Origin of the sequence: Enterococcus avium, from assembly GCF_002891025.1 — a bacterium.
GTDB classification, from domain to species: domain Bacteria; phylum Bacillota; class Bacilli; order Lactobacillales; family Enterococcaceae; genus Enterococcus_A; species Enterococcus_A avium.
In genome coordinates, this window is the sequence record NZ_NBSL01000003.1 from 1,340,855 (window position 1) to 1,353,088 (window position 12,234).

The 12,234-nt window shown below is 41.3% G+C and carries 11 protein-coding genes; 4 read left to right on the forward strand and 7 right to left on the reverse strand.

Annotated features, from left to right (window positions below):
- Positions 1-76 precede the first annotated feature (76 nt).
- Complete coding sequence (locus tag AUF14_RS22090; RefSeq protein WP_102866649.1) at positions 77-1,324, forward strand: IS256 family transposase; 1,248 nt, start codon at positions 77-79, stop codon at positions 1,322-1,324.
- Between the two features lie 254 nt (positions 1,325-1,578).
- Here the strand turns inward: AUF14_RS22090 and AUF14_RS22095 are convergent, their stop codons facing one another.
- Together AUF14_RS22095 and AUF14_RS22100 are read right to left on the reverse strand one after the other, a co-directional pair.
- Positions 1,579-2,436 carry a LysM peptidoglycan-binding domain-containing protein gene (locus AUF14_RS22095; protein ID WP_070504985.1) on the reverse strand — a complete coding sequence of 286 codons (858 nt, stop codon included), beginning with the start codon at positions 2,434-2,436 and terminating at the stop codon, positions 1,579-1,581.
- Between the two features lie 10 nt (positions 2,437-2,446).
- Complete coding sequence (locus AUF14_RS22100; protein WP_070504984.1) at positions 2,447-3,028, reverse strand: hypothetical protein; 582 nt, start codon at positions 3,026-3,028, stop codon at positions 2,447-2,449.
- A 261-nt stretch (positions 3,029-3,289) separates the two neighbouring features.
- Here AUF14_RS22100 and AUF14_RS22105 point away from each other — a divergent pair, with 261 nt between their 5' ends.
- Positions 3,290-3,604, forward strand: a complete 315-nt coding sequence (locus tag AUF14_RS22105) for a helix-turn-helix domain-containing protein (RefSeq protein WP_070504983.1) — start codon at positions 3,290-3,292, stop codon at positions 3,602-3,604.
- Between the two features lie 235 nt (positions 3,605-3,839).
- On the opposite strand, the gene ltrA is transcribed toward AUF14_RS22105, so the two are convergent.
- From ltrA to AUF14_RS22125, 4 genes are all read right to left on the reverse strand, one after another.
- Entirely contained in the window at positions 3,840-5,228 is a 1,389-nt protein-coding gene (gene ltrA / locus AUF14_RS22110; RefSeq protein WP_102866650.1) for a group II intron reverse transcriptase/maturase, read from the reverse strand.
- 475 nt (positions 5,229-5,703) lie between these two features.
- Positions 5,704-7,341 (reverse strand): aryl-sulfate sulfotransferase, encoded by a 1,638-nt coding sequence (locus AUF14_RS22115; protein ID WP_070505151.1) that lies wholly within the window; start codon positions 7,339-7,341, stop codon positions 5,704-5,706.
- 25 nt (positions 7,342-7,366) lie between these two features.
- Positions 7,367-8,026 carry an ABC transporter ATP-binding protein gene (locus tag AUF14_RS22120; RefSeq protein ID WP_070505152.1) on the reverse strand — a complete coding sequence of 220 codons (660 nt, stop codon included), beginning with the start codon at positions 8,024-8,026 and terminating at the stop codon, positions 7,367-7,369.
- A gap of 53 nt (positions 8,027-8,079) precedes the next feature.
- Positions 8,080-9,576, reverse strand: a complete 1,497-nt coding sequence (locus AUF14_RS22125; protein WP_070505153.1) for an ABC transporter permease — start codon at positions 9,574-9,576, stop codon at positions 8,080-8,082.
- A 142-nt stretch (positions 9,577-9,718) separates the two neighbouring features.
- Between AUF14_RS22125 and AUF14_RS22130 the strand changes: the two genes are divergently transcribed.
- Positions 9,719-10,393 (forward strand): response regulator transcription factor, encoded by a 675-nt coding sequence (locus AUF14_RS22130; protein ID WP_049221987.1) that lies wholly within the window; start codon positions 9,719-9,721, stop codon positions 10,391-10,393.
- A gap of 4 nt (positions 10,394-10,397) precedes the next feature.
- A complete protein-coding gene (locus tag AUF14_RS22135) occupies positions 10,398-11,714 on the forward strand; it encodes a sensor histidine kinase (RefSeq protein WP_070505154.1) in 1,317 nt (438 codons plus the stop codon).
- A gap of 54 nt (positions 11,715-11,768) precedes the next feature.
- Here AUF14_RS22135 and AUF14_RS22140 read toward each other — a convergent pair whose 3' ends face one another.
- Complete coding sequence (locus AUF14_RS22140) at positions 11,769-12,233, reverse strand: PTS sugar transporter subunit IIA (RefSeq protein ID WP_070505155.1); 465 nt, start codon at positions 12,231-12,233, stop codon at positions 11,769-11,771.
- Between the last annotated feature and the right edge of the window lies 1 nt (position 12,234).

Sequence of the window (12,234 nt, forward strand, 5' to 3'; positions counted from 1 at the left end):
GTAACCATTAATCCTAGGCAAGTGGTTGCTTCGCGGTTTTTCTTTTTCTACAATAAGATCAAGAGGTGATTACACGATGGCTAGAAAGAAAAGAAATTCTGATGCCGAAAAGTTAGCTGAATCCATTCTGAATGCCTATCAACCTGAATCTGTCGATGACATGCAAGATGCTTTGAAAGAGGTGTTTGGGCCCCTTTTTGAAAAGATGCTTCAAGGAGAATTGAATAACTATTTAGGTTATGATGCCCATTCTAAAGAGCCTAAGGAACACGATAATCGTCGAAATGGCTATGGAAATAAAACGCTTAAAACCAGTTTTGGTGAAGTAGCTATTGATGTTCCTAGAGACCGGGAAGCTTCCTTTGAACCAGAGTTAATTCCTAAGAGAAAACGAGATGTCTCCGACATCGAAGGGAAGGTTCTTTCCATGTATGCACGAGGAATGAGTCAACGAGATATTGCTGCAACCGTCGAAGATATTTATGGCTTTGATATTTCCCATGAAATGATTTCAGATATCACTGACGCTGTCCTTCCTGAATTGGAAGAATGGCAAGCCCGCCCCCTAGCCAAGTGCTATGCCTTTCTATTCGTTGATTGTATGTATGTTACTTTACGAGAAAATTATGAAGCCAAAGAATATGCTGTATACACCATTCTTGGCTATGATCTCAAAGGAAATAAGGAGATTTTAGGATTATGGTTAAATCAAACAGAATCTAAAAATCGCTGGATGCAAGTATTTGATGAACTGAAAGCACGTGGTGTCGAAGATGTCTTTTTCATTTCGATGGACGGTGTTTCTGGCCTCGAAGAAGGCGCAAAAGCGATCTTTCCATCGGTAATTGTTCAGCGCTGTATTGTTCATCTTGTTCGAAATGCATTGCGCTATATTCCAAGTAAGGACTATAAGGAAGTCTGCCGAGATATGAAAAAGTTCTACGGTGCTTCGTCTCTAAACGCTGCACATGCTGCTTTTGACAGTTTTCAAAATCGGTGGTCTCATTATTCTGGTGCTGTAGATGTCTGGAAACGGAACTTTGCACATGTTGAACAACTATTTGATTATGGTAGTGCCATTCGAAAAATTATGTACACTACCAATGCGGTTGAAAGTGTCCACTCCAGCTTCAGAAAAGTCACAAAAAAAGGAGCGTTCTCTAATGAGAATGCACTCCTAAAACTACTTTATTTACGCACGAAAGAATTACACGCGAAGTGGTCAGGTGGTCGAATTCAAAACTGGGCTATGGTGCTTAATCAGTTAATGATCAACGAGACCTTCTCCTCTAGAATTGAAAAGTATGCGATTTACCTTCCGTAACAACGGTAGGTTTATTCAACTACGTGTCCAATCAAAATTTATCTGATTTCAAAATAGCCAAGAGAATTATGGTTGTTAAAAACTCTTAACTATTTAACTTCCACAGTTTAGTTGACAAACCCTTTTTTTATCCTGAATTTCGAAAGAAATCAGATAAAAAGACGTCTCAAACTCAAATTACGAGTTCGAGACGTCTTTTGTCTACAGTCTGAACACTTATAAGGTAATTACCTTATAAGTGTTTTCACTTCAATCTAGGATTCCCAGGACATTACCCCATAACTTCCAGCAATTCCTTCCATTAGCAAACTATCCGCATACCCATCAATAAAGCTTGTTGCCTCACCCTCTGTTGAGAATAATCGACTTCCTTTTTCGATATTCTTTGATTGATCATCACCTTCATAAGCGTAGAACCAGACTGTGAATTGAACTTGTGGCTCTGGAGTCGGTGTCGGTGCAGGATCAGGGTCTGGTGTTGGAGTTGGCGTAGGATTAGTCACCCCTCCACCATTATTTGTTCCACCAGATGAACTTCCATTGCCTGTTGTTCCGTCATTTTTATTTTCACCATTACCAGAAGGTGTCGAAGCCGGATCAGAGGATGCTCCATTCGTTTGGTCCTGTGTATTTGACATATTTGGAGTTTGCGAGGCCTGACCTACAGACTCACCAATCGGTTGATTCGGAACTATTTTATCCGACTCCGTAATTTGTTGTTGATCAGTCACTACACCATTTTGATCTTGAACAGTTACGACATTGCCTTCAAACACCAATTTATTTCCTGCATAAATCAAGTTGTAATCTCCAATGCCATTCAATGAAGCTAGTTTTTCCATTGTGACATTCGTTGCTAAAGAAATACCGCTTAACGTGTCTCCCCAAACAATAGTATATTCTTTTTTTCCTTCAACATCTTTTTTGATTTGCTCAATCGATCGCGCTTCCCATTTACCATCCATTTCTGAAGCTTGTATGTCTTGTCCCTTTAATATGAATACTCCTGCCATTGTAAAAGCACTTAAAGCTAAACCCTTTCCAAGTTTTTTACCCAAATTTTTTCTTTTTTTAATAACTGTTTGCTGCTTTATATCTCTTCTCTTTTTCATAATACTCTCCTTAATAAGTCCTTTTTTCTTTTGAAGTCACAACTTGTATTTTTTTCTTATGATAATCATTACGATTATTTTTCAATCTCTCGGATAATTTTTCACTTCTCTTCTTATAATGATTACACCCGATTTTAAAGTGTTCGAGTTGATGTTGTAATCGTTGGATTTCGAGGCTCATGCGTACAATTACCTTTTCAAGATCCTGACTATTATTCATACGCAATCTTTTTTCAACACCTTCTAGACTTTCACATTTTTCTTCACATCCTTCACAGATTGTAAAAAGTTCCTTATCAATAAATATTTGCGAAACAGAATAGTTACCACACCATTCACAAGTCATTTCACTAGCTAGTTCTGCCTCATATAAGATATTTTGGATCTGAGAAGACTGTTCACTTGGCTCTAAATCGGTAACAAGCGAAAGAATACCTTGCTTTCTTTCTACTCGTTCAATCGCTATGCCAAGTTTACTGAGTTCCTTTTCGGCTTTTACCAATATTCGATACCAACCGTGTCCTATTCGATGTCCAAATTTAATTAGAGCCAGACAATTCATGCTTTTGTAATTAATTGAATGTTCTTCCATCAGTTGTCCTCCTCACAAAAGATCAAATTTTTTAGTAATCAATCGATGTCTAATTTATGAATTGAATACTCTGCCTATATTCTCTTATATGCAAAAAAATCTAAAAGAGACACATTTCAATTACTACAAAAACAATATAGCACACAAATAGGTTTTTAGAAACCTTTTATTTATAAAAATAGATATTATTTAGGCTATTCAAGACCTAATAAAACAACATACAAACCTTTAATCTTTAATTAACGAAAGGTTGTGGGACCGATGCTTAGCTCAAAAGTAGCAGCAAGAATAAAAGAGTTACGTTTACAAAATGGAATGACTCAGGAAGTTTTGGCTGAGTTAGCTGGACTAGATCTATCCTATTTAGGAAAAATTGAAAGAGGGCAAATAGAAAATATAAAAATTGAAACACTTGATAAAATAATTAGAGCCTTCAATATTGACTATCCTTCGTTCTTCTCTTTCGAAAAGGATGATAATGATATCAGCAGAATAATTCATGATTTGAATTCTTTAGATAGACGAGAGGATATAATTAGGGTATTCAAGCAGATAATAGCGATTAGTAAAAATTAAAGATTACTTGTTTACTAGCAGTTTATTCTATAGATCAACTTAGAAACCCAAATCCTTTACAAATTAAAAGTGATATCTTCACCCTCTTCGAAAATAGTGAGGTTGTAGCAACAAATAGCATGCCATTCTCTTTCATTTATGAAAAACTAATCATTAATTAATCGAGTAGAGGGGAAAGCCAACTGACCTTCCGCCCCTCTCACACCACCGTACGTACGGACCCGTATACGGCGGTTCAATAAGTTGAGTGTACGAACTGGTACTTCAAGGAGATGTCCTCATATCCTTGGTGGGCCAGTTCTTTGTCTGTTAATGATCGATGAAGAATATGACTTTTGGAGACTGACCAAATACCTTTTCTTGTATTTGACCATTCATACGCTTTCGCTTTATCGATCCCTAAACGAATCAGATTTTTCCTTTTGGTTCTCGGATTCTTCCATTGTTTCCAAATATATTGTCTGATTCTTCGCTTCAACCAACCGTTTAACTCCCTCATGAATTCTTTCATCTCACCAATTCCATAGTAGTTGATCCAACCAGTCATTAGTTGCTTGATTTCTTTTAAAATAAGTTGGATACTTCTTCCACGGTTTCTTTTAGTGAGTTGTTTGAGCTTGCTTTTCACACGCTGTTTTGCTTTTGCGTGAGGGCGAATTTTAATACCTTTCTTTGTTGGCAGAATGCAGAATCCAAGAAACTTTCGTTTCAATGGGCTTCCTACCGCACTCTTTTCTCGATTTACCGTCAACTTTAGTTGTTCTTCGAGAAATTGAATGGATTTCTTCATCACACGCTGTCCTGCTCGTTTGCTTCTAACATAGATATTGCAGTCATCGGCGTATCGAACAAATTTATGTCCTAGATTTTCTAGCACTTGATCAAATTCGTTCAGGTAGATGTTACTTAACAGGGGAGAGAGATTGCCTCCTTGGGGCGTTCCTTCTTCCGTTGTTGTGATGAGTCCATTTTCCATTACACCACTCATTAAGTATTGACGGATCAGTTTTAGGACTTGTTTGTCCTTTACTTTCCGCTCAATGAAATACATCAGCTTATCGTGATTTACGGTGTCAAAGTAGGCTTTCATATCAATGTCCACCACATATCGGTAACCTTGTTCATAATAAGATTTTGCTTTCTTCACTGCGTCATGTGCGCTGCGATTTGGGCGAAACCCATAACTATTATCTGAGAATTCTGGTTCAAATAGCGGTTGTAACACTTGATTGATTGCCTGTTGAAGCATACGATCAATAACCGTGGGAATTCCTAGTTTTCTTACACCGCCGTTTGGTTTCGGTATTTCTACTCGCAAAACAGGCTGAGGTTTATAGTTCCCTTGGCGTAAATTGGATAGTAATTCCTCGCGGTGCTCTTTCAAGTAAGGAAGCAGTTGATCGACGGTCACCCCATCTGCACCAGCCGCCCCTTTATTTCTGACTACTTGAAGATACGCTTGATTGAGATTATTCCGCTCTAGAATTCTCCCAAACAGATTTTCTACACCATCTTGTTTCCTCTGTTCACCGCAAGAAGTGCTGCGCACTTCATCATACCCTTCGTGTTCCACACTAGCTCTTTGATGATAGCCAAGTTTTCTTGTTTTCTGCGGTCGTCGCATCTTCTCACACCTCCTAAATTATTCAAGATTCTTATTGTTCAGTCCTTCGTAACGGTCAGTGTCGTTACTACTATGACCTCGGCTGACTTCTCATGATTCACCATCATGTCGCCATGATCGTTGTGCTGGTTTGTTTTCATTCAACGCCCACAACACCCTCATGAGATCTCCCCCGGTAAGAGTGAAAACTTTCCTCCTATGTAACTGCTAGATTTACTGTATAGGTTTCGGGCAGTATTGGACTTTGTCTTGTGATGAAGACTTATCCGACCTAATTCAGCCTTGTATCTAGTTTCTGTTCGTCAGTTCAGGAGTTTGCGTCCGACTTCCTTCAGCCACAACCTCACGATTGCCACCTTGTCTTTCGCTAACAGTTCCTACTTCCAAGCCTGTAGTGGACTTTCACCACCAAGTTTTCACCCATGCAGGGCGCACAACTTAAAAAAAGCTGCGAAAAATTTCCGCAGCTTTTTGTTTATTTCTCATTCATCTGATACGCCCAATCCTCGTTATATAGTGAAAACCGCTCTGCGCGATACGCCCAAGCGCTAGTCGAGAAATCAGTAAGGTCAACGTTCAGCACGGTTTCGCCTTCTTCTGTGACTTCCATAATGGAACTCGTCTGTCCCTCATCACGGTAGCCAAAGTTGACAAGGCGATTGCCTGTGTTGCTTAAGTAACGTGCACTCCCGATAATCTTGGTATAGTAATCCTCCCCTAGCTCTTCACCAAAGGTCCAGACTTCTTCGATGGTCATTTCTGCGTCATTAATCCGGACCTGACGAGCTTCTGAGTATTTTTCAGAGGTTTCTTCATCGCCGCGAGTAACCGAGATGTTATTGTCATAATATAAAATATCGGTCGTCTCATCGTTATCGTCCTGATCCGGCAGGACGATCGCCGCGTGCTGTCCGCCGCTGGCTTTGACTTCGCCGTTTAAGAAATATTTTTGATAGCTCTCCGGCCAACCGCTGCTGTCGCCCATGATCCATTTGATCTCGGAGGTGTCATAATCAATTTTCATTATCGTATCTTGATGCCTCCCAGAAATAATAATGCTATTGTCCGCTTCATCATATTCCACCGAATTTTGATGGAACCAATCGACCTTCCCGTCCTCACGACTTGTCGAATCGTAGTCTTCGTAAAAGGCCTCCGGTAAAATATCCTTCAGATCAATCGTTTTTTCGATCTCGCCAGTCTCGCGATTCAGTTCGATCATCGTGTCCTCAATATAGTTACTGCCATCATTGACCGTCAATAAGAAATTCCCGCTTGGCAGTTCGTTACCATCATGATGAATCACGGTCATTTCTCCTTCGCTTTTACCTGTATCATTTGCGGCGCTAGAGCTTGAGAAATCGTAACGGTGATAGATTTTTCCTAAGTAGTCCGTCTCCAGCAGCACATTATAGGTATCCGCATCATTGGATTCTTTGGTCAAATAAAGCAGATTGCCATTAGTCAATTCCTTGAAAATATGGCTGTTGTAGCGGGTCGAATACCAGCGTACATCGCCGTTGGCATCAAAGGCATAGGCGCGTTTTGTACTTGGCACGACAAAGGTGAGTTCGCTGTCGCCTAGTTCCATTTTTGTTGTATCCGCTTCTTTGACCTCGATGTTGGCAATGGATTTCGCTAACGTTCCTGTTTTTATCGTTACCGTTTTCTCCATGCTGTTGCCGGATTCATCCGTCAAGGTGACCGTCACTTCGTTTTCTGTATCTGGGTACAAACCTAAAATTGGTATACTGTGATCCGTTTCATAGTCATCAAAGCTGTTCTTGACGGTCGTCGCCTCGTCCTTGCCGGCCACTGAAATATCGACGGTCATTGCGTCCTCCGTTTGGAAAAGCAGCAGCGCTGAGAGCGGGCTGGCATCGTAAGGATCAAGCTGGACATAGATATTGTCTTCTGTGTATTCACCGCTTTTTAGCAGGTTCTGATATTTTTTCTCTTTTTCCGATTGCATTTCCTGCCATTCATCATTCAAGGAGACAGAAAGCTGTTCTTCTGTGTCCACCTCATTTGAAACTGAGCCGCTAACACCACAGCCGGTTAAACAGACTGTCATACCAATAAAATAACTGATTTTCTTTAGTGTTGTCCTCATTCACTTCCTCCTTTACGAGTATTGCTTATGAAACCTGACGAAACATTTGATTTTTCAATTCGTACACGACATCGCAGCCTTTTGCGACTTCCTGTTCATGGGTAACTAAAATAATGCATTTTTGCTGCTCATGAGCGATTTCTTGGAAGAGCTTGACGATTTCACCTGAGGTCGCTTCATCTAAGTTTCCCGTTGGTTCATCGGCCACAATCAAATCATGTTCGCAGCACAATGCCCGCGTAATTGCGACCCGCTGCTGCTGTCCGCCAGATAGCATCGTTACTTTTTTCTCTGCCAGTTCTTTGGTAATGCCGACTTTTTCAAGATTTGCTAAAGCATAGGCCTTCTTATCGGCTTGCTGGCTTTGAGCGATTTCCATCGCTGTCACTACATTATCCACTGCCGACATGTAAGGCAGAAGATTGTATGCTTGAAAAACGATGGACACATCCTTGCGCCGATATTCCCGCAGCCCAATTTTTTTCAATGATGTATCTTCATAAAGAATCTCTCCGCTTTTTGGGGTATCCAAGCCTGCGATCAGGGATAAAAAAGTTGTTTTCCCTGAACCGCTAGTACCTAAAATGGCGTACATCTTGCCCTTTTCAAAAGTTAAATTCACCTTTTCGAATAATGGGCCATTGTTCTCATACCAATATCCTAGATCCTTAGTAGCTAATGTCATAAAATTTCCTCCTTCAATTTGTTCTCTTCATTTTTCATAACTGATCTCCGTGTTTAAGAGATCAAGATTTTCTTCGGATTCAATCGCAGAATTCCGGCTGATGATAAGACGATTGAAAATAGGCTGATTCCCAGTCCGATACCTGCAAGGCTAAGAATTTCCATTGGCTTCACAGAGATATTCAATTCCTGAATTTCCTCGGTTTGGGTAAATGGATTGCCGCCCATTTGACCGCCACCTCGAGGCCCGCCATTTCCGCCGCCAGGCATTTGTCCTTGTCCGCCAGGGCCGCCGTTGTTTCCTGCCGCGTTGGCTTCTTGTCCTTCGACATTTTGCGATGTTGTTTGTTGACTTAACAGCTGGTTACCAACGGCATTTCCCACAACATTCCCGCTGGCTGCCGCAATCCCTAAAGCAAAGATCATGCAGATAAAAATTTCAACGAAAAATTGTGAGATGACCTTCATCCGTGATTCGCCTAATGAAAGCAAAACACCGATCTCATATTTCCGTTCGCGAATCGACAGCATAATGATCAGCGTTAAAATAACCACACCCGCTACTGCGACTAAAATCACGATATTTTTCGCGAAACTTGAGACATTGTTTAATGGTTGCAGCATTTGCTGATACATTTGATCGTTGGTTTCTAAACTAAAGGTATCGGTATCGATTAATTTGTTCGCCTGTTTGACGAAGCTGTCCATATCTTTAGGATCTTCTAGGTTGTAGACGGCTGAATCGATCGTTTTTCCTTCTGAACCGGTCAGTGTGTTGACCATGGTATAAGAAGAAAAGATCGTGTTCGATGGGTTCATAAAGTTAAACTGAGCACTCATGCTATCCCCAGAATCGCTGGTTTTGTAGATGCCTTTGATGGTTACTTCAACGTCCTTGTCATCGCTGTCTTTAATTTTAAATTTGTCACCGACACTTAAATCGTTGGCCTCGGCCAAACTTTGTTCAATCAGGACATTGTTGGTGTCTTCATCCGCCGAAGTGATTGCCTCTCCTTCAACAAGACTTGCGGTTCCTGCTGAAAATTCGCTATAAGAGCTGCTTTCAGAAACACCTTTGATTTGGAAATCACCTTGGCTCATGCCGCCAGGAGCACCGCCTCCGCCAAAGCCGGCCATTTGTTCGTCAGTAGATTCTTCTTCGCTATCGTCACTGTCGCTGGAAATCGGTTCGATTCCTGAACTTTTATCCGCTGAGGTGCTAGCTTCAAAGGAATAGGATTTTACATTCGATAATTTCGCAATTTTTTTCGCGTCGCTTAGATTCACCGGTGTTCGTTCGAAGCTGCCGGGATCAGGTCGGCTATTTTCATCTTCTGAATCGGATTGCTTAAACATCGCCTCTCGGTTCGTCGATAAGGTGACAGTGGCTCCGACACTTTTTTTCGCATTGGTTGTTGCCAAGTCTGCGCCGCTGCGGATCGTCAATCCCGCCAAGACGAAAATCAATATAGCCGAAAAGACGGCGATCATAATAATACTGCGCCCCTTCTTGGCCCAAAGGCTTTGAATCGCCCGTTTCATATAGTTCATGTTGTTTCCCCCTTCATTTGTCTGTCTGTAGAATAAGCAAGCTGGCTTAACCGAAGCTTAAGCCGTAGGTAAAAAGTTTTAAGGTTGATTTAGGAAAGCATGGTACACTGAGGAAGTAATAAATGAAGAGGGAGAAAATTCGATGATTAATCTATTAATAGTAGAAGATGATGCGACACTTTCAGAGAATATAAAAGAAATTTTAGCTGATTTAGGTGATATTACTCAGGTTTACGATGGTGAGGAAGGTCTATTCGAAGCGGAAAGCGGAATGTATGATTTAATTCTGCTAGATTTAATGCTGCCAGAGAAGAACGGCTACGAGGTGTTAGCAGAAATGCGAGAAAAAAATATCCAGACACCCGTATTGATCTTAACTGCCAAGGATAGCTTAGAGGATAAAGTAACGGGTTTTCAAAAAGGTGCGGATGATTATTTAACCAAGCCTTTTTACCGAGAGGAGCTGATCATGCGAGTCAAAGCATTACTAAAACGCTCGCTGGGATTATTTGCTGAAAATCAGTTAGCCTATAAAAATATCACCTGCAATCTCTCAACTAAAGAAGTGACCGTCGATGATGAGGTCTTGCCGATTCAAGGGAAAGAATTTGATCTTTTAGTCTACTTTATCCAAAATAAGGGTGTGATTTTGACCAAGGAGCAGATTTTTGATCGTATCTGGGGCTTTGATTCCGACACCACGCTAACTGTCGTAGAAGTCTACATGAGCCATTTACGCAAACACTTGAAGCCGTCAGGTACCGATCATCTGTTCAAAACTCTGCGGAATGTCGGCTACATCTTACAAAAGGAATGATTCAATGAATACAGAAATTTCGAGAAAACAACGGTTAAAATTTTTCTTCATTAATGTCGCGGCATTTGCGGGAATCTTTCTATTATTAGGCTTTATTACTCTGCAGCTTCTGCAAAGCTCAGCCTATCGTCAAACCGATCTTTCTCTAACTCAAATGGCGGAAAATAGCCACCTGATCCAGATGGAAATCAACCGCTATCAGCAGGGCAATCCCTTTTTGGCGCAAATGCCTGACGATCAGCGCATGGATAAAGGTCCTGATGGCAACAATCGCTTCAATACCCAGATCATCCTTTGGTCTAAGGACGGCGAAATTCTGAACAAGGATGTATTAGGTGGACGCTTTACCGAGCTAGAGAATTTAACCTTAGATAAGAAAAATTTGGATTCCGTTCAATCATTAAGCTTAAAAAATACTGGAGAATCTAGTCAAAAGCTCTCCTTCCATTCCTATACAATTAAAGCAGAGAATGCGGAAAATATCGCTTATATCCAATTTTTATCAAATACCAATCAAATCGCGGACTCCATGAAGACCTTCGAGACCACCTTGATTATTTGTATGATTATCTTCTGGCTAATCTCGATTGGTATCAGTTTTTATATTTCAAAAATGAACATGCAGCCGATCATGCATTCGTGGCGCAAACAGCAGGAATTTGTCGAAAATGCCTCTCACGAGCTGCGCACGCCGCTGGCAATCATTCAAAACAGCCTGCAGCAGCTCTTTACCAAACCCGATCATACGATCCTAGAGGAATCCGAGCCAATCGCTCAAGCCTTGAATGAAACCCGGCGCATGAAAAGCTTGACAGAAGACCTGTTGACCCTAGCTCGCAGTGATTCCAATCAGCTGATGCTGCAAAAAGAAGCCGTTGATCCTAAAGAATTCATTCAGCAATTAGCCCAGCCATTTCAAGAGATCGCCGAAATGAACGATAAACAATTCGTTTTAGAAAACTTCGCCGATCAGCCTATGCTGATCGATGAAAAACGAATCCATCAAGTGCTGGTGATCTTACTGGACAATGCGCTGAAATATACGGAAGCTGGCGAAAAAATCATTCTGCAATCAGAGATTTCTAACGACAATTGGCTGATCGAAGTCAAAAACAACGGTCCGTCCATCAGTGATGAAGACAAGAAGCACATCTTCGAACGCTTCTATCGCGAAGACCGCTCCCGCTCCAAAGAAACCGGCGGCTACGGTTTAGGACTTGCCATCGCTAAGCAAATCATCACCCAGCATAAAGGCAAGCTGACCGTACGCGATTGGGAGCCTCGAGGAGCCGTCTTTCAGATCAAACTGCCGATGAAATAGCACACAAAATTAACGGAGCTGTGACAAAAATCCACAGCTCCGTTTTCTATCTATTTACTTCCACGTACCAATTTCTTCTCCATCTACTACCTCGATATCCGTTTGAAAATCAAACTGATAGTCCTTTGGATTCTTAACAATCAGCATCACTACATCATCCAATCCTGCAGAAGAGATCACCTTTCGATCAAAGCGCAGCAGCAATTCGCCAGCCTTCACCTTTTGACCTTCGGATACGAGTAATTCAAAGCCCTCATTTGCGAGACTAACTGTATCAAGTCCTACATGGATCAATAATTCAATCCCCTCTTGCGTTTCCAGCCCAATAGCGTGCTGCATCTGCGGATTCGCCGCTTTTATTACTCCATCAACAGGCGAAACGATCTGTCCAGCAGCTGGGTAAATAGCAAGGCCCTCACCCATCATTCCCGTTGAAAAAACCTCATCCTTTACCTCAGTTAAAGGGACAACCTTACCAGTTACAAAAGCATCTAGCTTTTTCTTCTTCTTAAAAAACATC